The sequence below is a fragment of the Neorhizobium tomejilense genome (assembly GCF_964254135.1).
GTDB lineage: Bacteria > Pseudomonadota > Alphaproteobacteria > Rhizobiales > Rhizobiaceae > Neorhizobium > Neorhizobium tomejilense.
In genome coordinates this window covers 4,403,608-4,426,505 of sequence record NZ_CAXUSO020000001.1, presented here as the reverse complement: position 1 = coordinate 4,426,505, position 22,898 = coordinate 4,403,608, and the positions used below count along the sequence as shown (strand labels likewise).

General features: G+C 60.7%; 20 protein-coding genes and 1 tRNA gene. 6 read left to right on the top strand and 15 right to left on the bottom strand.

Annotation, left to right across the window (positions count from 1 at the left end):
• Window positions 1-26 precede the first annotated feature (26 nt).
• The 3 genes from ACSQ3G_RS21750 to ACSQ3G_RS21740 all read right to left on the bottom strand — a co-directional run bounded on the left by ACSQ3G_RS21750 (window position 27) and on the right by ACSQ3G_RS21740 (window position 3,197).
• Complete coding sequence (locus ACSQ3G_RS21750) at window positions 27-1,550, bottom strand: ABC transporter ATP-binding protein (protein ID WP_436111502.1); 1,524 nt, start codon at window positions 1,548-1,550, stop codon at window positions 27-29.
• Window positions 1,551-1,626: 76 nt separating this feature from the next.
• Entirely contained in the window at window positions 1,627-2,619 is a 993-nt protein-coding gene (locus ACSQ3G_RS21745; RefSeq protein WP_046602960.1) for a BMP family lipoprotein, read from the bottom strand.
• 251 nt (window positions 2,620-2,870) lie between these two features.
• Window positions 2,871-3,197 (bottom strand): hypothetical protein, encoded by a 327-nt coding sequence (locus ACSQ3G_RS21740; protein ID WP_105402484.1) that lies wholly within the window; start codon window positions 3,195-3,197, stop codon window positions 2,871-2,873.
• A gap of 222 nt (window positions 3,198-3,419) precedes the next feature.
• Between ACSQ3G_RS21740 and ACSQ3G_RS21735 the strand changes: the two genes are divergently transcribed.
• The 3 genes from ACSQ3G_RS21735 (at window position 3,420) to ACSQ3G_RS21725 (ending at window position 6,905) form a co-directional block, all read left to right on the top strand.
• Window positions 3,420-3,509: transfer RNA gene (locus tag ACSQ3G_RS21735), tRNA-Ser, on the top strand.
• 488 nt (window positions 3,510-3,997) lie between these two features.
• Complete coding sequence (locus ACSQ3G_RS21730) at window positions 3,998-4,987, top strand: cytochrome-c peroxidase (RefSeq protein ID WP_436111501.1); 990 nt, start codon at window positions 3,998-4,000, stop codon at window positions 4,985-4,987.
• Between the two features lie 10 nt (window positions 4,988-4,997).
• Window positions 4,998-6,905: a methyl-accepting chemotaxis protein gene (locus tag ACSQ3G_RS21725; protein WP_436111500.1), complete on the top strand. Its 1,908-nt coding sequence runs from the start codon at window positions 4,998-5,000 to the stop codon at window positions 6,903-6,905.
• A gap of 515 nt (window positions 6,906-7,420) precedes the next feature.
• On the opposite strand, the gene ACSQ3G_RS21720 is transcribed toward ACSQ3G_RS21725, so the two are convergent.
• Window positions 7,421-7,747, bottom strand: coding sequence for a hypothetical protein (locus tag ACSQ3G_RS21720; RefSeq protein ID WP_436111499.1), 327 nt, complete (start codon window positions 7,745-7,747; stop codon window positions 7,421-7,423).
• 236 nt (window positions 7,748-7,983) lie between these two features.
• On the opposite strand from ACSQ3G_RS21720, the gene ACSQ3G_RS21715 reads away from it, so the two are divergent.
• Together ACSQ3G_RS21715 and ACSQ3G_RS21710 are read left to right on the top strand one after the other, a co-directional pair.
• The gene (locus tag ACSQ3G_RS21715; protein ID WP_436111498.1) at window positions 7,984-9,402 is read left to right on the top strand and encodes a phosphomannomutase; all 1,419 of its coding nucleotides are present in this window, start codon (window positions 7,984-7,986) and stop codon (window positions 9,400-9,402) included.
• Window positions 9,403-9,437: 35 nt separating this feature from the next.
• Window positions 9,438-10,865, top strand: a complete 1,428-nt coding sequence (locus ACSQ3G_RS21710) for a mannose-1-phosphate guanylyltransferase/mannose-6-phosphate isomerase (RefSeq protein WP_436111497.1) — start codon at window positions 9,438-9,440, stop codon at window positions 10,863-10,865.
• A gap of 21 nt (window positions 10,866-10,886) precedes the next feature.
• On the opposite strand, the gene ACSQ3G_RS21705 is transcribed toward ACSQ3G_RS21710, so the two are convergent.
• Both ACSQ3G_RS21705 and ACSQ3G_RS21700 read right to left on the bottom strand, forming a co-directional pair.
• Window positions 10,887-11,894: an NAD-dependent epimerase/dehydratase family protein gene (locus ACSQ3G_RS21705; protein WP_436111761.1), complete on the bottom strand. Its 1,008-nt coding sequence runs from the start codon at window positions 11,892-11,894 to the stop codon at window positions 10,887-10,889.
• Between the two features lie 102 nt (window positions 11,895-11,996).
• The gene (locus tag ACSQ3G_RS21700; protein WP_046667243.1) at window positions 11,997-12,392 is read right to left on the bottom strand and encodes a response regulator; all 396 of its coding nucleotides are present in this window, start codon (window positions 12,390-12,392) and stop codon (window positions 11,997-11,999) included.
• A 320-nt stretch (window positions 12,393-12,712) separates the two neighbouring features.
• Between ACSQ3G_RS21700 and ACSQ3G_RS21695 the strand changes: the two genes are divergently transcribed.
• Entirely contained in the window at window positions 12,713-13,111 is a 399-nt protein-coding gene (locus ACSQ3G_RS21695; RefSeq protein WP_105402348.1) for a DUF1236 domain-containing protein, read from the top strand.
• Between the two features lie 84 nt (window positions 13,112-13,195).
• Here ACSQ3G_RS21695 and pncB read toward each other — a convergent pair whose 3' ends face one another.
• The 9 genes from pncB to ACSQ3G_RS21650 form a co-directional block, all read right to left on the bottom strand.
• Window positions 13,196-14,500, bottom strand: coding sequence for a nicotinate phosphoribosyltransferase (gene pncB, locus ACSQ3G_RS21690; protein WP_436111496.1), 1,305 nt, complete (start codon window positions 14,498-14,500; stop codon window positions 13,196-13,198).
• A 165-nt stretch (window positions 14,501-14,665) separates the two neighbouring features.
• Window positions 14,666-14,995 (bottom strand): hypothetical protein, encoded by a 330-nt coding sequence (locus ACSQ3G_RS21685; RefSeq protein ID WP_436111495.1) that lies wholly within the window; start codon window positions 14,993-14,995, stop codon window positions 14,666-14,668.
• Window positions 14,996-15,076: 81 nt separating this feature from the next.
• Window positions 15,077-16,027, bottom strand: coding sequence for a 2-hydroxyacid dehydrogenase (locus tag ACSQ3G_RS21680; protein ID WP_436111494.1), 951 nt, complete (start codon window positions 16,025-16,027; stop codon window positions 15,077-15,079).
• A 26-nt stretch (window positions 16,028-16,053) separates the two neighbouring features.
• Window positions 16,054-17,682 carry an ABC transporter ATP-binding protein gene (locus tag ACSQ3G_RS21675; protein ID WP_436111493.1) on the bottom strand — a complete coding sequence of 543 codons (1,629 nt, stop codon included), beginning with the start codon at window positions 17,680-17,682 and terminating at the stop codon, window positions 16,054-16,056.
• Complete coding sequence (locus tag ACSQ3G_RS21670) at window positions 17,679-18,176, bottom strand: type II toxin-antitoxin system VapC family toxin (RefSeq protein WP_105424832.1); 498 nt, start codon at window positions 18,174-18,176, stop codon at window positions 17,679-17,681. Before ACSQ3G_RS21670 ends, ACSQ3G_RS21675 begins: the two co-directional genes overlap by 4 nt.
• Entirely contained in the window at window positions 18,176-18,472 is a 297-nt protein-coding gene (locus ACSQ3G_RS21665) for a hypothetical protein (RefSeq protein WP_105424678.1), read from the bottom strand. Before ACSQ3G_RS21665 ends, ACSQ3G_RS21670 begins: the two co-directional genes overlap by 1 nt.
• Window positions 18,473-18,535: 63 nt before the next feature.
• Window positions 18,536-19,684, bottom strand: a complete 1,149-nt coding sequence (locus ACSQ3G_RS21660) for an ABC transporter permease (RefSeq protein ID WP_436111492.1) — start codon at window positions 19,682-19,684, stop codon at window positions 18,536-18,538.
• Entirely contained in the window at window positions 19,684-20,769 is a 1,086-nt protein-coding gene (locus tag ACSQ3G_RS21655) for a microcin C ABC transporter permease YejB (RefSeq protein WP_046667238.1), read from the bottom strand. Before ACSQ3G_RS21655 ends, ACSQ3G_RS21660 begins: the two co-directional genes overlap by 1 nt.
• A 146-nt stretch (window positions 20,770-20,915) precedes the next feature.
• Window positions 20,916-22,751 (bottom strand): extracellular solute-binding protein, encoded by a 1,836-nt coding sequence (locus tag ACSQ3G_RS21650; RefSeq protein WP_436111491.1) that lies wholly within the window; start codon window positions 22,749-22,751, stop codon window positions 20,916-20,918.
• Window positions 22,752-22,898: the final 147 nt, after the last annotated feature.

Below are 22,898 nucleotides of genomic sequence, written 5' to 3'. Positions count from 1 at the left end.
TGCTGAAAGCGTCATTACTCCAGACATCATGCGGCGATCCCGGCCATCATCAGGCCCAGCGTCTGTTCGCCCGCCTCGCCCGACTTTTCGCCGACGATCTTGCCCGCGAACATCACCAGGATACGGTCGGAGAGCGAGCGGATCTCGTCCAGCTCGACCGAGACCAGCAGCACCGCCTTGCCGGCATCGCGCATCTCGATGATCCGCTTGTGGATGAATTCGATGGCGCCGATATCGACGCCGCGGGTCGGCTGGCCGATGATCAGCATTTTCGGATCGCGCTCGATCTCGCGCGCCACGACGATCTTCTGCTGGTTGCCGCCGGAAAAATTGGCGGTCCGCAGCCGCGGGTTCGGCGGGCGGATGTCGTATTTGCCGATCTTCTCCTCGGCATCCTTGCGCATCGCATCGAGGTCCAGGAGCGGACCCCGGCCGTATCTGGGATCGCGGTGATAACCGAGGATCGAGTTTTCGTATTCCTCGAATTTCAAGACCAGGCCCATGTGATGGCGGTCTTCGGGGATATGCGCAAGCCCGAGATCGCGCAGGCCCGCCGGATCGACCCCGGCGACGGGCTTGCCATCGATGAAGATCTCGCCGGACGACGGCTTACGGATGCCGGCGATCGCTTCGAGGAGCTCGGACTGGCCGTTGCCGGCGACGCCGGCGATGCCGACGATTTCGCCGGCCCGCACGTCGAAGGAGACGTCGTCGACCATGGTGACGCCGCGGCTGTCCTTGACCGTCAGGTTCCTGACCGACATCAGGACCCCACCCGGATGGGCGGCTCCCTTTTCGACACGCAGCAGGACGCGGCGGCCGACCATCAGTTCGGCGAGCTCTTCGACGGTCGTTTCGGCGGTCTTGCGGGTCGCGACCATTTCGCCGCGGCGCATGACGGACACCGTGTCGGTGATCGCCATGATCTCGCGCAGCTTATGGGTGATGAGGATGATCGTCTTGCCCTGATCGCGCAGCACGCGCAGGACCTTGAACAGATGATCGGCCTCCGGCGGGGTCAGCACCCCGGTCGGCTCGTCAAGAATGAGGATGTCAGCGCCGCGATAGAGCGCCTTCAAAATTTCGACGCGCTGCTGGTTGCCGACCGGCAATTCCTCGATGACAGCATCCGGATCGACCTCGAGGCCGTAATCGTCCTCCAGCCGCTTCAGTTCCTTGCGGGCGCTCGCAACGCCCTTGGCGAGGAGTTGGCCGCCTTCGGCGCCGAGCATGACGTTTTCCAGCACGGTGAAATTCTCGACCAGCATGAAGTGCTGATGCACCATGCCGATGCCCGCGGCGATCGCTGCCTGGCTATCCCGGATCGTCACCGGCTTTCCGGAAATGCGAATCTCCCCATGGTCGGCCTGGTAGAAGCCATAGAGGATCGACATCAGGGTCGATTTGCCGGCACCGTTCTCCCCGATGATACCGTGGATCGAGCCTTTGGCGACCGTCAGATTGATGTTCTTGTTCGCGTGTACCGTACCGAATTTCTTGTCGATGCCGACAAGCTCGATCGCGTGCTCCTTAGGAGAATCGAGGCTCAATGGTTCGCCCTTCCGCCTGATATGCAAAAAGGGCGCATGGCGATCATCATCGCCCTGCGCCCCTCGAAACCCGACCTTACTTGTTGCAGGCTTTGTTCGACATGTAGTCGTGCACCTTGATGGTGCCGGCAATGATGTCGGCCTTGGCCTTTTCAACAGCGGTCTTCATTTCAGGCGTGATCAGTGCCTTGTTGTTGTCGTCGAGCGCGTAGGCAACACCGTCTTCCTTGACGCCGAGAGCCTGGATGCCGGCCGTGAACTTGTCTTCCTTGGTGTCCTTGAAGGCATTGTAGACGGCGAGATCGACGCGCTTGACCATCGAAGTCAGAACCGAACCCGGATGCAGGTGGTTCTGGTTGGAGTCGACGCCGATCGACAGCTTCTTGTTGTCGGCAGCGGTCTGCAGCACGCCGAGGCCAGTTGCGCCGGCAGCCGCGTAAACGACGTCGGCGCCCTGATCGATCTGGTTCTTGGTGAGCTCGCCACCACGGACCGGGTCGTTCCAGGCAGCACCGGTCGTGCCGGTCATGTTCTGGAAGACCTGCGCATCGGGCTTGGCCGCCTTGACACCCTGGACATAACCGCAGCCGAACTTGCGGATCAGCGGAATATCCATGCCGCCGACGAAACCGACCTTGCCGGTCTTCGACGCCATGCCGGCGAGAAGGCCAACGAGGTAGGAACCTTCTTCCTCCTTATAGAGGATGGAGCGGACGTTCTTCAGGTTGACGACCGAGTCGACAATCGCGAATTTGGTGTCCGGGAACTCGGCCGCGACCTTTTCCATGGCCGAGGTCCAGGCGAACGATACGGCGACCACCGGGTTGAAGCCGCGGCTTGCGAAGTTGCGGATAGCCTGCTCGCCCTGGGTGTCGCTGGTCGGTTCGAAATCCCGGAAGTCGATCCCCGTTTCCTTCTTGAACCTTTCGGCGCCGACGGAAGCGGCTTCGTTGAAGGATTTGTCGAACTTGCCGCCTGTGCCATAGACCAGCGCCGGCTTGATATCCGCGGCAAGCGCGGTTGCCGACATGGCAGCCATGGCAATGAGGCTCAAAAGGGTTTTCTTCATCGTGCAGCCCTGTTTTTTAGCTGTTAGGTCCCCCCGCAATCCCGTTCTCCGGGCATGTCTGCGGCCACCGGCCCTTTTTCTTCAAGGGTCTGGCTTCGGTCACTCTTGCACGGGTTTCGGAAAAATTCACGAGATTTTTTTCAACTGGTAAAAAACAACGAACCTGCTGAAAACTTCGACAATGTTGTGGAAAAACTGCACAAACAGGCGGCTTTAGGCGCGACGCGGGGGAACTGGCGCGACCAGCCTCTTCAGGCGGAAAACCGCCCTGCGAAATGCGGCCTGCTGTATCCGGCCATCCAGAAGATCAGGGCGATTGCCAGGAACACAACGAATGCCGGCTGCGCCAGCACCGGGGTCACAAAGGGCCGCCAGATATCCTGACTGAGATATGTGCTCACGACGAATTCCGCGAGCGTCAGGCTTTCCGGATCGAGATTGAGCCAGGCGTTGCCAAGGCTGGTCAGCACTACCGACGAGGACGACACAGACTGGATGGAATCCAGCGTGCCGGCAACGATCGCGGCAGCCAGCGCAAGCCCGCTGAGCAAATGGAAGACGAACCGTATGACTGCCATTCCGAACAAGCCCGCGTCGTTGATCACGGTCGCGCCGCCTGCAGCACGACGGCATTTATGGCAGAAGAAATAGTCCGCGCGCCGAGGCTTGGCAACGCGGCCAAGAAGGTTTTCCCGCCCACTGTCAAAAAACGTTCAGATTCGGGTTGATCCCGGGGAATTGATCGGTATATATCGCGGCCGTTCCAACGTTTTGCTTCTCAGACGACGCAAAGCAACCAAGGACAGGTGGCCGAGTGGTTTAAGGCGCACGCCTGGAACGCGTGTGTGCGTGAAAGCGTACCGTGGGTTCGAATCCCACCTTGTCCGCCATTGGCTTTTTAAATAACTTTTTCTGTTGCGTATCTTCGGGCCGGGGGCTGATGCCCTCGATTGCCCTGCATCCCCGCTTGTACGGGCAGAGCAGCGGCCTCATTCCGCGGAACCATCGCGAAATCTCCAGAAATTATTCGAGCCATCATCCAAGGAGTTTTCCGGTTACTCCGGCATCGGTTGTGTGCCTGCAGCCGTATCGCCATCCGGGGATCGAAGACAAAAGACGCAAGCATGCACATCGCCGATGCCCTTGAACTGAGGCATGTCAGGCTCTTCAAACTGGATATACGACCCGCCCAACACGGACGCCGGGTTGAGGCCGTTTCTTATCAATTGCCAATTTTTCAATAATAGGTTGAGTTAGAAATTCGTTATGCAAAGATTTTACTCTTTTTGGTTACTTTCCTTCCAGACGACAACCGGATGGCCCCAACCAGGTTAGTCCGGTCTTCGAGCGCTAAGTTCACCTTCTGGATAATTCAGCCATGCGCCGTTCGGTTCTCTGCATCGCCCTTTTCTCAGCCGTGTCATTGCAAGGCGCGACAGCTGGCAATCTTGCCGATTTCAAGCGACCTCTCGCAATTCCCTTCGACAAGGTGACGCCATATTCGTTGCAGTTGGCGACGCTCGGAAAGATGTTGTTTTTCGATCCGCGCCTGTCGGGCGCGAAGAACATGAACTGCGCCAGCTGTCACAATCCGTCGTTCGGCTTCGAAGTGCCGGTCAAGACGCCGGTGGGTGCAGCCAACACGCATCTGTCCCGGCAGGCACCGACAATTCTGAACGTTGCGTGGACCACTTCCCTGTTCTGGGATGGCCGTGCGCCGACGCTCGAGGCGCAAGCCGCAGGACCAATCACGGCGCCCGCGGAGATGAATGGCAAGCTTGACCAGATTGTTGCCGATCTGCGCGCCATTTCCGACTACGACAGCTGGTTCAAGCAGGTATTCCCGGACAAGGGCGCGACCCAGGAGACGCTGTTGGCGGCGATCGCGACCTATGAACGAACCGTCGTTTCCGCGTGGTCGCCGTTCGACCGCTGGGTGGACGGCGACCAGGCAGCGGTCTCAGACAGTGCCAAACGGGGGTTCGAACTGTTTACCGGAAAGGCAAATTGCTCCGTCTGTCACACGGGTTGGAATTTCACCGACCACAAGTTTCACAATACCGGGCTGCCCACAGGCGACATAGGGCGCGCCAAGCTGGAGCCGAACAATCCCAAAGCCTTGTATGCTTTCAAGACGCCCAGCCTTCGCAACACTCTCTATCGAGGCCCGTATATGCATAACGGCAGCCTGGCGACCATGGAGGACGTGATTGCCCACTACGAAAGCGGCGGTCTCGAAAGCCCGTCCCGCTCGGATCATATATCCCCATTTTTCGTGACTGATCGCGAGCGGGAAGACCTGATCGCTTTCCTGAAGACCCTCACTCCCGAGCAGCAGGATTTGCTCCTGCCGACATTACCAAACTGAGTAGCACGCCATGGCACTTTCAGTCCGATTCCAGATCCTTCTTCCCCTCATTCTCTCCATTCTCGCGGGCCTTGGAGCTGCCGCTCTCGTCGGATCGCAGGCGATCGACGGCCAGGCGCATGTGGAACGCGTCGTGCAAGACGCGATTGCCGCCAAGACGCTGGCGGCAAGGACCGGAGCACAGTTCGAGAATGTGTCGGGCGTGGTCGCAAATCTCCTGGCGATGACGACGTTTGTTTCGGTCGAAGAGGTCAAAAAGCGGTTTGACACGACAAATGGCGCCTTGGAGACGACGCTTGCCGAATTCAGCCGCAATTCGCTGTCGCCTGCCGTTTCCGACAACGTCAAAAATCTCACCGAACTGCACGCTGCATGGCGCAGCAACGTGCGCATCATGCTCGGACTCGATCGGGCGAACGCTATTCCGACGGCCGAGCAGCTTACCCGCTCGCGCACGGCCATATTGGCAAAGATCCTCGACATCAACACGGTCGTGGACAAGGCAGCATCCGACAGGGTTGTGTCAGCCGGCGACGCGCTTGAGACCGAGATCCGCAACGAACTGACGACCGCCGCCGCACTCGCGGTCGTGGGCGTCGTCATTCTGCTGTTCGTCGCCCAGCGGATTGCCGGTCCGATCGTGCGGATCACCGCGTCGATGAAGCTGCTTGCGGGCGGCAACATCGAGGTCGTCGTGCCAAAACGGCGGGGCGCCAAGGAAATTCGCGCCATGATCGATGCCTTGGCCGTGTTCCGTGAAAATGCCCGAATGCGTGATACGTTGGAGAAGGAAGCGCAATCCCAGACCGCCAGTCTCGCCAATGTCTCGGCGGAAGCCCGGCTGCTGCAGAGCCAGGTGCGCGGCGTCGTCAACAAGGCCACCGAGGGCGATTTCTCCGGTCGGGTCAACGGCCCGTTCGACCGTCCCGAACATCACGAGCTGGCCCAGAGCCTCAATACGCTGATATCGAGCTTCGAAGGCGGGCTCAACGAAACCAGCCGCGTTCTCGATGCGCTTGCCAATGCCGACCTGACGATCCAGTTCGAAGGTGTCCACAAAGGCGCATTTGCCGAGCTGCAGGACAATGCGAACGCGGTGACGAGCCGTCTATCGGCGGTCGTGTCACGACTGGCCGATGCTTGCGCGTCCGTCTCGGCATCCAGCGACGAGATTCTGCGCGGAACCACCGAATTGAACGGGCGGTCTACGCGTCAGTCGTCGATGCTTCAGACAACGGCTGTGACAACGAACGCTGTTGCCGAAACCGTCGGCCAGAACTCCAAGCGTGCGGGTGAGGCCACCAGCGTGATTTCGGATACCAGCCAGATGGCTGAAAACGGCAGCCATGTCATGAACGGCGCGGAAAGCGCCATGGCCCAGATCACCGTCTCCTCCGGCAAGATTTCCGAAATCATCGGGGTCATCGAGGATGTCGCATTCCAGACAAACCTGCTGGCGCTCAACGCGGGGGTCGAAGCCGCGCGTGCAGGCGAAAGCGGGAAGGGGTTCGCGGTCGTCGCAACCGAGGTGCGCTCTCTCGCCCAGTCGACCGCCAATGCTTCCAACGAAGTCAAAGCGCTCATTCAGAAAAGCCAGGCGGAGGTGAAGGCGGGCGCCGAACTGGTCCGCCAGGCGAGCGAGCAATTTTCCCAGATCGTCTCGTCCATCGCGTTCGTCTCTTCGCTTTCCAGCCAGATAACCAGCGAGAGCAACAACCAAAGTGCCAACCTTCGGCAATTGTCGAGCGCGATGAAAGATCTCGACGAGCTCAATGCCCATAGCAACCGGCTCGTCGGTGATCTTTCAGCCTCCACCGAGAGGACAAGCCGGGAAATGGAGGCCCTGGCCGAGATCGTCAATCTGTTCCGCATCGACAATCGGGGGCAATCCCGCACCAGATCGGGCCGGGCTGCTTGAGACGGACGACGACGGCGCAGGGCGTCGCGCTGTCGATATGGGTGGAGTTTTCACCGGAACGCTCTGCTGCGGCCGGCAACTCTCACGGAACATGAACACGGCCCTCAGCCTTCGTTCATTTTCCGCGGCCTACCTTCACGGAAACCGCCAATCCAGCGGCCAATCCGAAGGAGGAGAAAATGAAAAAGTTCATTGCCGCCTGCATCATCGGGCTTGGATGTCTTACCACGACCGCGGCCCCGACCCTCGCCGATAGTTTCAGCATAACGATTGGTGATCGAGGATATCGGCCCGGACACCACTATCGGCCGTACCATCGCTACCATCGCCCCTACTACCGGCAGTATTCCAGGCACCATTACCGTCCGCACTGCAGGGTCCGGAGCGTCGAGTACCGCCATCATGGGCGGTGGGTCACCAAGACGACACGCGTCTGTCGAGGCAGATAAATCGATCCCGACCCGCTAGCCCCCGACATGGCTTGCGGGATCGGCTGGTTCGCGGCGCACTCTGCATTATTGGGAGATCGAAAAGCTGACCTGCTGCCATCGGCGCAGCTGCGGATCGAAAGCGATCACGAGCTCGAAATCCCTGCGGTCCAGGCCCTTGTCGGTGTTGATGTCGGCATGGCCGCCAATGGAGAACCGGCAATCGGCGATCCAGCGAAGATTGCCCCAGGCGACATCGACGATATCGGGGCGTTGTTCAACGAGCTGGCGGGATTTCTCAAACGCGAGGTTTCCCGGGCACGCCTCGTCGGCCGGCTCGCCCACGGCCATGAGAAACGCAAGGCCGGCAATCGGCACCACGAAGGCGACGCTCTTTACGACATTCGCTTCCATGACGGCTCTCCCAAGCTTCGAATCCGAAGCAGCCGAACTCAAGAACAGGGCCTAAATATCCGGAGCAAGGCCTGATCATGCCGTAAAGGATAACATCATTTCGACTGGCTCGCCAAGCTTTGCGGAATGAGCTTAGGCGCTACACCGCCGATTTGGGGTATTGCCAATTTCAACTTTATCTTCATAGGAAATGAACTAGGACGGTCATCCTTGGAGTCTCCTTTGATGGGTAGCGCATGAAATTCGGAACGAGCGGTCTTCGGGGCCTTGTGACTGACCTGGAGGGGCGGGCTTCATCGCTCTACACCCAGGCCTTTGCCCGGCACCTCCTGGAAACGGGCGCGGCAAAACCCGGTGATGCCGTGCTGGTCGGCCGCGATTTCCGCCCGTCTAGCCCCGACATTGCCGCCACCTGCATCGGGGCGCTGAAGCGCGTCGGTCTTTCGCCGATCGATTGCGGCGCGGTGCCGACGCCGGCGCTGGCGCTCTACGGGCTTCAGCTCAAGGCCGCATCGCTGATGATCACCGGCTCGCATATCCCCGCGGACCGCAACGGCATCAAGTTCTATCGACCCGACGGCGAGATCGACAAACAGGACGAGATGCGGATCACCGCGATCGCTGCCGAACTGGACAGAAGCGAGATCGACACGACGCCCGGCGAAGCGCCGGATCATTCGGCCAAAGCCGAGGCGCTGTTCCTCGCCCGCAATATGGCAATGCTACCCGCAAGCGCGCTCGCCGGCCTCAAGGTCGGGGTCTATCAGCATTCGACGGTCGCCCGCGATCTCATGGTGCGGGTTCTTGAGGGCTATGGCGCAGACGCCGTGCCGCTCGGCCGCTCCGAAGAGTTCATTCCGGTCGATACGGAAGCGGTCTCGATCGAGACGATTGACCTCCTCAAGGGCTGGGCGCGCGAACATGGGCTCGACGCGATCATCTCTGCCGACGGCGACGGCGACCGGCCGCTGGCTTCCGACGAAAGGGGAGAACCGCTGCGCGGCGACCTTCTAGGCCTGATCGCGGCAAAGTTCCTGAAGGCGCAGGTCGTCGTAACGCCGGTCACCTCCAATTCGGGCATCGAGGCGGCTGGGGATTTCGACGTGGCCCGCACCAAGGTCGGATCGCCTTTCGTCATCTCCGGCATGCTCGCAGCACTCGAAGCCGGCAAGACGGGCGTCATGGGTTTCGAGGCGAATGGCGGGCTTCTGACCGCCTCGCCTTTCGAAACCGGCACGGGCACGCTCTCGCTACTTCCCACCCGCGACAGTTTCCTGCCGGTGCTGGCGACGCTTGTGCTGGCTGCGCGCGAGAAGAAGCCCCTGTCGCAAATCGCCGCCGGTTTCCGCCTGCCGTTTGCGGCCGCCGACCGGCTGGAGAATTTTCCCGTGGAAACTAGCGCCGCGCTGATGGCACATCTCAGGCAATCCGACGACAATCTTGCGGCGTTCCTCGCGCCGATTTCGACAGTCGCTGCCAAAAGCGATATCGATGGCCTGCGGGTGGCGCTTGAAGATGGCCGGATCGTGCATTTCCGACCATCGGGCAACGCACCTGAAATGCGCTGTTATGTGGAAGCCGGGACGGAAGGCGAGGCGAAGGCCCTGTTGCACGAGGGGCTGAACCTCATCCGCGCCTGGGCCGCAAAAGCTTGAACGATAATTGGACGGTAACTGCCGGAGATATTGGAATGAATAGCAAGATCATCCCCGTCATCATGGCCGGCGGCAAGGGCACGCGGCTCTGGCCGCTGTCCCGCGCAAGCGCGCCGAAACAGTTCATCCAGTTCATCGGCGACAAGACGCTGTTCCAGGCGACGCTGTTGCGCGTTTCAGACCCGAAGCTCTATGAGGCTCCGGTCGTCATTACCAACGAGGATTTCCGGTTCCTGGTGGCAGAACAGGCCCGCGAGCTCGGCATCAAGCTTTCCGGCATCCTGCTCGAGCCCGTCGCCCGCAACACGGCACCGGCAGTCGCCGTCGCTGCCGCCTTCGTCGAAGGCCGCTTCGGCGAGGATGCCATCCTGCAGGTGCTTGCCTCGGACCACGAGATCACCGCGGATGCCGGCTATTTCGATGCAATCGGCATTGCCAGACAGACGGCTCTTTCCGGCAAGCTCGTCACCTTCGGCATTGCTCCGACGGAGCCCGCCACCGGGTATGGCTATATCGAGATCGGCGAGGCGCTGCCTTCCGGCGCCTGCAAGGTCAAGCGCTTCGTCGAGAAGCCGGTGCTGGCCGAGGCCGAGAAGATGCTGTCGACCGGCGGCTTTGTCTGGAACTCTGGTATCTTCATGTTCAAGGCCGGTCAGGTGCTGAGCGAACTTTCCACCTTCGCGCCCGAGGTCGAGGCGGCCGCGCGGGCCGCACTTGCCAAGGCTTCGAGCGACCTCGATTTCACCCGCCTCGACGCGCAGGAATTTGCCGCGAGCCCGGATATCTCCGTCGACTACGCCCTGATGGAGAAGACCTCCAACGCGGCGGTCGTGCCCTCGTCGTTCACCTGGTCCGATCTCGGAAGCTGGGACGCCGTCTGGAAGCTCGGCGCCCGCGACGAGGCCGGCAACGTCACCTCCGGCAAGACGACGCTGATCAACACCAGGAATTCGCTGGTGATGTCGCGCACCAGCCATCTCGCCGTTCAGGGCCTGGATGGCGTCGCCGTCATCGCCAGCGAGGACGCGGTCTATATCGGCCGACTGGAAGACAGCCAGGACGTCGGCAAGATCGTCAAGCAGCTCGCCGCGGCCAAGGCGACCGCGGCGCTGACCGAAACCCATCCGACCTCCTATCGGCCCTGGGGCGGCTATACGTCGGTTCTCAACGGCGATCGTTTCCAGGTGAAGCGGCTGTTCGTGACGCCCGGCAAGAAGCTCTCGCTGCAGAAACATCACCACCGCTCGGAACACTGGATCTGCGTCAAGGGTACTGCGGAAGTGACGATCGGCGAGGAAACCCGGACCGTCAGGGAAAACGAGTCGGTCTATATCCCGCAGGGCGAAGTGCATCGTCTGGCCAATCCCGGCAAGATCATGCTCGAGATGATCGAGGTGCAGACCGGATCTTATCTCGGCGAGGACGACATCATCCGCATCGTCGACGAGTTCGGACGCGGCTGAGGCGCCTCGGCGAATATCGGCTCAGTCGATCTCGTGGCGATGGTCGAGATACCACTGGACGAAGGCCTTGACGCCTTCCTCCAGGCCGATCTCCGGCTTGCGGCCGGTCAGCGCCACGAGAAGATCGGGGCTGGCGAAGGTTCTCGGCACGTCGCCCTTCTGCATCGGCAGCATCTTGCGCTTGGCCGGTTTTCCCATGATCCGTTCGATGGTTTCGACGAAGTCGATGAGGCCCGAGGGCTGGCCGCCGCCGATATTAACGACGCGGAACGGTGCCTGACGGGAGAGCGTATCGATGTCCGCGACGCGATTGTCCTCACCGGGATAGACCTTGGATAGGTCGATGATCGAATTCACCAGGTCGTCGATATAGGTGAAGTCCCGGCTCATCTTGCCTTCGCCGTAGATCTCGATCTCGCGATCCTCGATGATCGCCTTGACGAACTTGAAGAGCGCCATGTCCGGCCGGCCCCAGGGCCCGTAGACCGTGAAGAAGCGGAAGGCGGTAATCGGCACCTTGTAGAGATGGGCGTAGCTGTGCGCCATCAGCTCCGTGGCCCTCTTGGTCGCTGCATAAAAGGTCAGGGGTTCGTCGGCGCGGTCGCTTTCGCGGAAGGGAATATCCGGGTTGGCACCGTAGACCGACGAGGTCGAAGCGAGCATCAGATGGCCGACGCCGTAGTTTCGGGCAATCTCCAGGATATTCCAGGAGCCGATGAGATTGGAATCGAGATAGGCCTTGGGGTTTTCAAGGCTGTAGCGCACGCCGGCCTGGGCGGCGAGATGGATCAGGACATCCGGCTTGAAATCCTCGACGGACTTGTCGATCAGCGACTTGTCTTCCAGCATGCCGATGACCGGGCGGAAGGCAGGGAATTGTGCGAGCCCGGCATTGCGGGCTTCCTTGAGGCGCAGGCTGTAATAGGGCGTCATCCCATCAAAGCCTAGAACCTCGTGGCCGTCCTCCAGCAGGCGTCGCGCCAAGTGGAAACCAATGAAGCCTGCCGTCCCGGTGATGAAGTAACGCATGTATGACCCGCTGTCGCTCTGGGGCGATCCCATAGCGCGGATATCCGGCCCTGTCATCTCAAGGACAGAAGTTATTTGAACCGCCCGACGATCAGGCCGTTTTCAGTGAAAGAGCCGCAGCCGCGCCGGCGGCACCCCGGGCCGGCCATTCTTGCGATCGACGGCGAACTGGATGAGGTCCATCGAAGCCTGGTCGGTCAGCGGTTTTGCCATCACGCCGAGGACCCCGGAGACGCCCGCCGCCACAAGGCCCGGATTGCCGGTGATCATGATCACCACGATGCCGTATTCCGCCAGTGCCTTGGCGATCTCGGGGCCGGTCTCGCCGTCGGCAAGGCGCACGTCCACGAAGGCTATATCCGTGTCGCGGGTATAGTTCAGCGCCACGGTCATGTCGGGTGCTATTCCGACGACGTCATGGCCGCTTCGATGGACGGCGTCCTCGATATCCATCGCGACCAGCAAACTGTCTTCGACGATCAGGAAACGATATTCCAACGGCAGATCCTCCCGGACTGAAGGAGGCAAATAGACTCCGATCGTCGCTTGGCAATAGGAGCGGGGCCGGATATCGATTTTTTGATCTAGATCCCTGGGATCAGGGCACAACGCCGGCCGCTAGGCCGATAGATTTTCCGAACGGAGGCCTGTGAGGGCTACGTTGCCGACTCAGCTTTGGCGAGCGGAACATGGCTACACCTCCCGAATACCTCCTCGCTCAAGATTTCAGACACTTACGAAAGGTGACCGGCAGACAGGAACCACTCAAAAACTGGTGGGTTAGCCCTTCGGAAGTTAGAACGAAAAGGAGAAGACCCATGAAGAAGATCATTCTCGCGTCCTGCGCCATTCTCGCCGCTTCCTTCGCCACACAGGCCGGAGCCCAGCAAGGCACCGTCAACGGTGCAGCCGGCGGAGCCGTTACCGGTGCGATCGTCGGCGGTCCAGTCGGCGCTGCAGTGGGTGGGGTCGTCGGCGCCGTAGCCGGTACCGCGATCGACCCGCCACCACGCGAAGTCGTCACCTACGTCGAGGAACAGCCCGCCCCGACCGCTTCCGTAGTCGTCGAGCAGCCTATCGTTGTCGGTAAGCCGCTCCCGCAGAGTGTTGTGGTCACACCGGTGCCCAGCAATCCGAGATACGCCTATACGGTGGTCAACAATCAGCGCGTGATCGTCGATCCGCAAACCCACACCGTAGTGCAGGTCATTCGGTAAGCAAGGCTCCCATTCCCCTTAAGCCAGCCAACCCAGACAGGCTCCGCCACTTCCGGCGGGGCCTGTTCCCGTTCGAGGAGTCGGCTAGACCAGGACGACCTGATCGACGCGGTCTTCCTGGCCGAAGAACTTCAGATAACGTTCCACCTCGGCCGGATCTCCGGTCGCCTTGCGCGGATTGTCGGAAAGTTTCACCGCCGGACGGCCGTTCGCCTCGCTTACCTTGCAGACGATGGAGATCGGCATCAAGCCGGCAATCTCGTGGGGTGCGCAGCCGGCGAAATCGTTGGTCAGGTTGGTGCCCCAGCCGAAGCTCATGCGCACGCGGCCTTCGAAATGCCGGTAGGTGTCGATGATCGCATCGACGTCCAGCCCGTCGGAGAAGATCAGCAGCTTTTCCTTAGGGTTGCGGCCCATCTTCTTCCACCAGGCAATGATCTTTTCGCCGCCCTCGATCGGCGGAGCGCTGTCGGGGCGGAACCCGGTCCAGTCGGCCACCCAGTCCGGCGCATCGCGCAGGAACGCCGCCGTGCCGAAGGAATCCGGCAACACGATCAGCAAGTTGCCGCCATAAAGCCGGTTCCAGTCCTTCAGGACCTGGTAAGGGGAGGCGCGCAGCTGTTCGTCGGTCTCTGCGAGTGCCGCAGCCACCATGGGCAGCTCGTGCGCATTGGTCCCCACGGCTTCGAGATCGGAGTCCATCGCAAGCAGGACGTTGCTGGTGCCGGTAAACGCCGGGCCGATGCCTTCCTTGAGCGCCTCGACGCACCAGCGCTGCCACAGGAAGCTGTGACGGCGGCGCGTACCGAAATCGGAGATGCGCAGGCCCGGCAATGCCTGCAGCCGCTCGACCTTTTCCCACATCTTGGCCTTGGCTCGCGCGTAGAGAACGTCGAGCGTGAAGAAACCGAGCGAGCGCATCGCCGAGCGCGAGCGCAACTCGTTGATGATCGCGAGTGCGGGAATTTCCCAGAGCGTCGTTTCCATCCACTTGCCGTGGAAGGTCAGTTCGTACTGGCCGTCACGCTTCGAAAGTTCGTATTCCGGCAGCTTGTAGGTCGACAGCCAGTTCAAAAATTCCGGCTCGAAGATCTGCTTGCGGCCATAAAACGTGTTACCCGCGAGCCAGATCATCTCCTTCTTGGACAAGCCGACCGTGCGGGCATGGTCGAGCTGCTCGCGCAGCGCGCCCTCATCGATCTCCTCCGCCAGCTTGACGCTGGTCGTGCGGTTGATCAGCGAGAACGTGGCGTCCACGTTCGGATAGAGCTTCCAGATCATCTGCAGCATCAGGAGCTTGTAGAAATCCGTATCGATCAGACTGCGGATGATCGGGTCGAGCTTCCAGGTGTGGTTATAAACCCTGCTCGCGATATCGGTCTTGGTCATGCCTGCCCCTGCCCCGGCCCTTCCGGGCCGGCTCCGCCGATTTCGATGCGTATGGAGGCAGCGGCTGATCAACCTCCGGGCATTTTTATCGAAAAAAATGCAGAGTAAGTCCAGACGCAATTCGGCCGCGAGGGATCACGGCCGAAAAAATCAGGAATGATGCAGTCAGTTGCCGGATTGCGAGTTGGTTGCCGGTGGCGCGGCGGCCGGCGGCGCAGAAGGATTGGCGGTCGGTGGCGCATTCGGGTTTGCGGGCGCCGTGCTTCCGGCTGGCGGCGTCGCGGTCTGTTCGTCCGGCGGTGCGGTGCTCCGACCGTACCACTCGGCGCCGGCCCAGGCGACCATTGCCAGAATAAGGCCGGCAATCAGCACCTTCAGGACCGGTGCACCCCAGCTTCCCTGCCGCGCTTCCGTAGCGGTCTCAACAACCGGCGGCGAACCGATCGGGTTCGGATGACGGGGCTCGGCTTCCTGGGGATCGAAACGAGTGTTCATGATTTCGCTCCTTGTTCGGCCGGAATGCCCGGCTCATGCACAAGAAACGGTCAGCGAAAACGAATGTTCCGGCAGGAGGGCTCAGTAGCCCGCCCGGCGATCCACGACGTGCTGCAAGGGGTCGCCCGCCTCGTAGCGTTCCATCTGGGTCTCCGCATTGCGAAACAGCGCCCTTACATCGGACGCGGAAGCCGCGTGGGGGGTAATAATGACGTTGTCCTTCGTCCAGAGCGGGCTATCCGCACCGAGCGGCTCCTTCTCGAAGACATCCAGCGATGCGCCGCCGAGAATGCCGTTGCCGAGCGCGGCAACAAGATCGCTCTCCACCTGGCTGCCGCCGCGTCCGGCATTGATGAAGACCGGTTTGCCCAAGGCGCCGCCCTGGCGAAGCTTTGCAAACAGCGAAGCATTGAAGATACCGCGCGTCTCGGGCGTCAGCGGCAGGAGGCCGACCAGAATGTCGGTGCGGGCAAGGAAAGCATCGAGTTCGCCCCCGTCGAAGGTCTCGACGCCTTCGATGGCCTTTTTGCCGCGCGACCAGCCGATCACGTCAAAACCCATGATCTTCAGTTTGCGGACCGCGTCCTGGCCGAGCACGCCAAGGCCCATCACGCCGACGGTCAGATCCTTCGCTTCCGGCTGGGAGAGTTCGCGCCACTGGCGTTCGCGCTGCTGCCCGAGATAGGCCGGCACCTGCCGCAGGTGGCTCAAGGCCTGCAGCACGACCCATTCGCTCATCCGCGTCGTCAGGCTTTCGTCCACGAAACGAACGATCGGGATATCCGGCAGGCCGGGCATGGTGAGGATATAGTCAACCCCGGCGCCGCCGGAAAACAACACCTCCAGCTTCGGCGCCCGCTGGAACAGATCCGGGTCCGGCTTCCAGATCACCGCGTAGCGCGCCTCTGAAATCTCCGCTCCCGGATCGGAGGCGTGCAACACGGTGCGGCCGGTGAAGGCGCTGGCGAGTGCGGCATCGATCTCGCGGCGCTCGAATTTAAGATCGACGACGACCGGATGTTTGGCAGGCATGGACTGATTGACCTTGATTGCTGTGATTACTGGTTGATGGCTTCGATTTCGACGGCTTCCAGATTGAAGGCTGCGGCCATCAGGGCGCGGGTATAATCCTCTCTCGGCGCTTGGAAAATCTGGTCCGCGGGACCTTCTTCCACCACCTTGCCGAGCCGCATGACGATGACGTGGTTGGCGAGTGCCTTCACCACCTTCAGATCGTGGCTGATGAAGAGATAGGCCAGATCGTGCTTCTTCTGCAGGTCGCGCAGGAGATCGACAACCTGGGCCTGCACGGTCATGTCGAGCGCCGATGTCGGCTCGTCGAGCATCACGAAACGCGGTTTCAGCACCATGGCGCGGGCGATCGCGATGCGCTGCCGCTGACCGCCGGAAAATTCGTGCGGATAACGCCAGCGGGTCGCCGGATCGAGGCCGACTTCGCTCAACGCCCAGGCGACGCGCTCGTCGCGGCCGTCGGCGGAGAGCGACCGTTCATGCACCTTCAGCCCCTCGGCGACGATATCGCCGACCGACATGCGGGGGCTCAGCGACCCATAGGGATCCTGGAAGACGACCTGAAGACGGTCGCGGAACGGACGCATTTCCTTGAAGGAGAACTTGTCGATGTCCGTTCCGATGAAGGCGATGCGGCCCTTGGAGGAGATGAGCCTTGCGAGCGCCAGACCGAGCGTCGTCTTGCCGGAACCGGATTCGCCGACGACGCCGAGGGTCTCGCCGGCCCGCAGTTCGAGATCGACGCCATCGACCGCCTTCACATGATCGACCACCTTGCGCAGGAAACCCGCCTTGATCGGAAACCAGACACGGATGTCCTTGCCTTCCATCACCACCGGCTTCGAGGGATCGGTCGGCGGCGGCTCGCCGCGCGGCTCGGAGGCGAGCAGATGGCGCGTATAGGCGTGCTGCGGATTGGTGAAGACCTCCTCCACCGTGCCGGTCTCGACGATCTTGCCCTTGGTCATGACGCAGACGCGATCGGCGAATTTCCGGACGATGCCGAGGTCGTGGGTGATGAACAGCATGGACATGCCATGCTCGCCCTTCAGTCCGCGCAGAAGATCGAGGATCTGCGCCTGCACGGTGACGTCGAGCGCCGTGGTCGGCTCGTCGGCGATCAGCAGTTTCGGGCGGTTGGCGAGCGCCATGGCGATCATGACGCGCTGGCGCTGGCCGCCGGACAGCTCGTGCGGATAAGCTTTCAGCCGCTTTTCCGGCTCGCGTATACCGACCTGGTTCAGGAGTTCGAGCGTGCGGATACGCACTGCCTGACCGGCAATTCCGTGATGAAGCTCAAGGATTTCGCCGATCTGCTTCTCGATCGAATGAAGCGGATTGAGCGACGTCATCGGCTCCTGGAAGATCATCGTGACGTCGTTGCCGCGCACGCGGCGCAGCTCCGGCTCGGACGCTTTCAACATGTCCTTGCCGTCGAACAGGATCTGGCCGGACGGATGGCTTGCCGAAGGATAAGGCAGAAGCTTGAGGATGGAATTTGCCGTCACCGACTTGCCGGAGCCGGATTCCCCGACCAGCGCCATCACCTCGCCGGGCATGATGTCGAACGAGACCCTGTCGACGGCAATCGAGGTATCGCTGCCCTGATGGAAGGCGACGGAGAGATCGCGGACGGAAAGAAGCGGCTCTGTCATCGGCCAAGGCTTTCGATGAGGGAACGAAGCGTCGTTTCGTCTGGCCGAAGTACGGTTAAAGGTGAGCTACTTTTCGTCAGACCGAAGCGGAAATGTGTAATTTCGTAGATGTTTTTCAGCCCCATATCGGCGGTGAGCATGTGCGTGCAGCCGGCTCCGAATGCGGTGGAAATATGGATCGAGTCCGGAAGCTTCAGCCCCACGTTTTGAGATCTTAGGATCGCGGCGTACCATAGCATCTGCCTGCCAACGGGAAGCACTTCGAGCCATTCGTTCGTTTGAATCAGCCCTTCATATTTGTCGATGGCGCTATCATTTCCGTCTCGGTACGGCTTGACCAACAATTCGGACAGCGTCAGTTCGCTAGTGGCGAAACGCTGAGAATGGTCTTCTATCGAAAGGAGATTGCCCAACGCGGCGCTGATTTCGCTGTTGTTCTCAAATGCCAGAATGAAGATATTCGTATCCAGATAGATTTTTCCGAGCCCGAGCATCAATCGTCCCATTCATCGCGCAATTCGCGTATGCGAGAGACAGCTTCTTCGACGCTGACAGACGGCCTGCCTTCAGCCTTGTATTTCCTGATGGCTTCCAGCGTATCTGCAATACTCATCGGCTTTCGCTCGACCATCGGGAAATCCTTGAAACCGGGATATCTGCCGATATCGTTTGGTATCGCGGCATCTTCCACCTCAACGACGATCTTCACGGTCGCGTCAGTCGCCAGTCCCTCCCGCAGATCCTCGGGAAGGTTGGCGACCGGGTAATGCTCCCTGACGATCTTGTTCATGGCGTCACGCTCGCTGATATCCCCGACAATCTAGCGCATCGATCATGCAATTACGACCCGCCATCACCCGAACGTCTTTCTGGGATCGAAGGCATCGCGCACGGCCTCGCCGATGAAGATCAGCAGCGAAAGCATGAGGGACATGGTGAAGAAGGCGGTGAAGCCGAGCCATGGCGCCTGCAGGTTGTTCTTTCCCTGCGAAATCATCTCGCCGAGAGACGGGGAACCTGCCGGCAGGCCGAAGCCCAGGAAGTCGAGCGAGGTCAGCGTCGCAATCGAACCCGACAGGATGAAGGGCAGGAAGGTCAGCGTCGCGACCATGGCGTTCGGCAGCAGGTGCCGGGACATGATCGTCCAGTTGCCGACGCCGAGCGCGCGGGCGGCGCGGACATATTCGAAATTGCGCGCCCGCAGGAATTCGGCGCGCACCACCCCGACAAAACCGACCCAGGAGAAAAGCAGAAGGATGCCGAGCAGGACGAAGAACCCTGGCGGCAGGATCGAGGCGATGATCAGCAGGATGTAGAGAACCGGCATGGACGACCAGATCTCGATGAACCGCTGCATCAGCAGGTCCGTCCAGCCGCCGAAATAACCCTGGACCGCGCCGGCCGTCACCCCGATTACTGCCGAGCAGACCGTCAGCACCAGGCCGAACAGGACGGAGATGCGGAAGCCGTAAATCATGCGGGCGGTCACGTCGCGTGCCTGATCGTCGGTGCCGAGCCAGTTCAGGTTGCCGAGGATGCAGTTCGGGTCCTGATCCTTCTGCGGATAGGCGGCGCAGCGATCCGCCTTCTCCATCAGCCAGAAGGGTTCGGTCGGCGCCGAATGGGGGATGTTGGAATTGACCGTCTGGTAGGAATAGCGGATCGGCGGCCAGACCATCCAGCCGTTTGTCTCGATTTCCTGCTGGATGTAGTCGGAGCGGTAATCGGTCGTCGCCAGGAAGCCGCCGAACTTCTCTTCCGGATAGTCCACCAGGACCGGGTAGAGGATCTCGCCCTTGTAGGAGGCGACGATCGGCCGGTCGTTGGCGATGAATTCCGCAAACAGGCTGAGCACGAAAAGGACCATGAACAGCCAGAAGGACCAGTAACCGCGCTTGTTGGCGCGGAAATTGGCAAGCCGTCGCCGGTTGGTCGGCGAAATCCAGGGCCGCTTCTGCGGCGGTGCCGTCTGTACGGTGGTCTTTGCGGCGGTCGCCTCCATCAGACATCCCTCCGCTCGAAATCGATGCGCGGATCGATCCAGGTATAGATCAGGTCCGAAATCAGGCTGACGAACAGGCCCATCAGCGAGAAGATGTAGAGCGTGCCGAAAACGATCGGGTAGTCGCGGTTGACGATCGCGAGATAACCGAGGCGCCCCAGTCCATCCAGCGAGAAGATGTTCTCGATCAGCAGCGAGCCGGTGAAAAAGGCCGAGATGAAGGCGCCGGGAAACCCTGCGATGACGATCAGCATGGCGTTGCGGAAGACGTGGCCGTAGAGCACCTGCCGCTCGTTGAGGCCCTTGGCACGCGCCGTCGTCACATACTGTTTCTTGATTTCGTCGATGAACGAGTTCTTGGTCAGCAGAGTGGTGGTGGCGAAGGCCGAAAGCGACATGGCGATCAACGGCAATGTCAGGTGCCAGAAATAGTCGATGACCTTTTCCCACCAGGAAAGTTCCGAAAAATTGTCCGAAACCAGGCCGCGCAGCGGGAACCAGTCGAAGAAGGAACCGCCTGCGAAGAGCACGATCAGCAGGATGCCGAACAGGAAGCTTGGCACTGCATAACCGATGATGATGACGCCGGAGGTCCAGACGTCGAAGGTCGAGCCGTCCTTAACCGCCTTGCGAATGCCCAACGGGATCGAGATCAGATAGGAGACGATCAGGATCCAGAAGCCGAGCGAGATCGATACCGGCATCTTATCGATGATCAGATCGAGCACCGAGGTATTGCGGAAGAAGCTCTCGCCGAAGTCGAAGCGGATGTAGTTCCACATCATTTCGAGGAACCGCGTCGCCGGCGGCTTGTCGAAACCGAACTGCTTCTCGAGCTTGGCGATGAATTCCGGATCAAGGCCCTGGGCGCCGCGATAACGGCTTTCCTCGCCTCCGCCCTGTTGCTGGAGCAGGTCACCGCCACCGCCGGAAAGCCGGTCGCCGGTATCCTGGCCCTGGATCTGAGCGATCACCTGCTCGACGGGGCCGCCCGGCGCGAACTGCACGACGAGGAAGGAAATCGCCATGATGCCGACGATCGTCGGTATCATCAGCAGAAGACGGCGGAGAATATAGGCGCCCATCAGAGCTCCCTGCCCGTGGCTACAGGGCTTGTCTCAGCGCATATTCCAATGCCGATCAAATGGCTCTTTCCTCTTTTTGCGGTGCGAATCATACGGGTTCATTTGGAACAGGTGCCGGTCGGCGACGCAAGTGCGCGCCCAGTTCTTCACTTCGCGGCGCTTCTGGCCGACCAGGTGTCGGGGAAACCTGTGCTGTATTCCGGCAGTCTCTGCGGATGCGTGATGCGGTTCCAGTAGGCGATCCTCGCTTCGCCGGAATAGAACATCGGGACCACATAGTGGTTGGCGAGCAACACCCGGTCCATCGCCTTGACGGCGGCCACCTGATCCTCCCGGTTCTGGGCAAAGGTGATCATGTTGATCAGCTGATCCACCGCTGGATCGGCGATGCCTGCATAGTTGCGTGATCCCGGCCGGCTGACGGACGCCGATCCCCAGTAGTCGGACTGTTCGTTGCCGGGGTTCATGGTCTGGGCCCAAACCCCGTACATCATGTCGTAGTCAAAGCTGCGGATTCGATTGATGTATTGCGATGCGTCGACGATCCGGAGCCGGACATCGATGCCGATTTTCTTGAGACTTGTCACATAGGGCATCACGGTGCGCTCCTGCGACTGGCTGTTCAGGAGAATTTCGAAACCCAAGGGCTGCCCGGTCTTGGCATTGACCATCCGGTTGCCCTTCAGCTCCCAGCCGGCCCCCTTCAGCAGGCTCACGGCCGTGCGCAGGTTGTCGCGCACCTTGTTGGGGTCGCCACCGACGGGGTTGGTATAGGGGGTCGTGAACACCCTCGCCGGAACCTTGTCCTTCAACCCGTTGAGAATCTCCAGTTCCTTTCCCTGGGGCAGGCCGGAGGACGCAAGCTCGGTGCCCCAGAAGAAGCTATCGACCCGCTTCAGGCCGCCATAGGCAAGGTTCTTGTTGAGATCCTCGAAGTCGTAGGCGTAGTTCAGCGCTTCGCGGACCCGCGCGTCCTTGAAGATGTCACGCCGCATGTTCGGCACGAAAGCCTGCATGACGCCGACGGCCTTGAACGGATTGGTCAGCGCTTCCTTGATGACCCGCCCGTCCTTCACCGCATCGAAATCGTAACGCGTGACCCAGCGGCTCGAACTGTTTTCCTGGCGGTAGTCGATCGTACCGGCCCGGAAGGCCTCGAATTCCACGTCGGCATCCGAAAAATAGGTATAGCTGATCGTCCGGAAGTTATACTGGCCGAGGTTGATCGGCAGATTTTTGCCCCAGTAGTCGTCGCGCAGCTCGTAGCGAATGGTGGAGCCCGGCTGAACAGCGCCGATCTTGTAGGGTCCGGACCCGATCGGCGGCTCCAGGGTGGTGCGGGAAATGTCGCGCTGGTTGCCCTGTGCGTCCTTGCCTTCCCACCAGTGCTTCGGCAGGACCGGAAAATCGCCGACGATCGAGGGCAGTTCGCGGTTGTTCTTTTCGTCGAAGCGGAAGGTCACTTCGCGATCGCCGGTCTTTTCAGCACCGATGACGTGCCGATAGTAGCCGGAATAAAGGGCGCTGTGCTCCTTCAGCTTCCCCAGGCTGAAGATCACGTCCTCCGGAGTGACCGGCTGCCCGTCCGACCATTTCGCCTCCGGCCTCAACCGGAAGGTCACCGAAGACACGTCGTCCGGATAGGACACCGCCTCGGCCAGAAGGCCGTAGGTGCCGAAAACCTCGTCCTCCGAGCGCTTCATGAGCGTGTCGTAGATCAGGCTGACACCCGAAGCCACGGCACCCCGGTCGATCACCAGGTTGAGGTTGTCGAACGTGCCTTCGTCGCCGAGGCGCAGTTCGCCGGCCTTCGGCGCGTTTACATCGACATAGGGGAGCTGCTTGAAGCCTTCCGGCAGCTTGAGGTCACCGACAACGGCCATGCCATGCCGCCATTTGGGTTCCTGGGCCGGCACGTTCGACGCTGCGAGAACCGCCGCCAGGACGATCGCGAAACCTACCTTCAGCCGAGCCAGAACCATTCGTTACCTCTTCCGAGTTTCTCTGTTGCGGTGAAGCATAGGACAAAAGGCGGCGAAAAACAGGAGTTCGGCGCTCACATCCGTTTTATCCGGCGTTTATCTTCCGGAAATCGGCAAAGCTTCCACCATCTCCATTTCACCAAAATC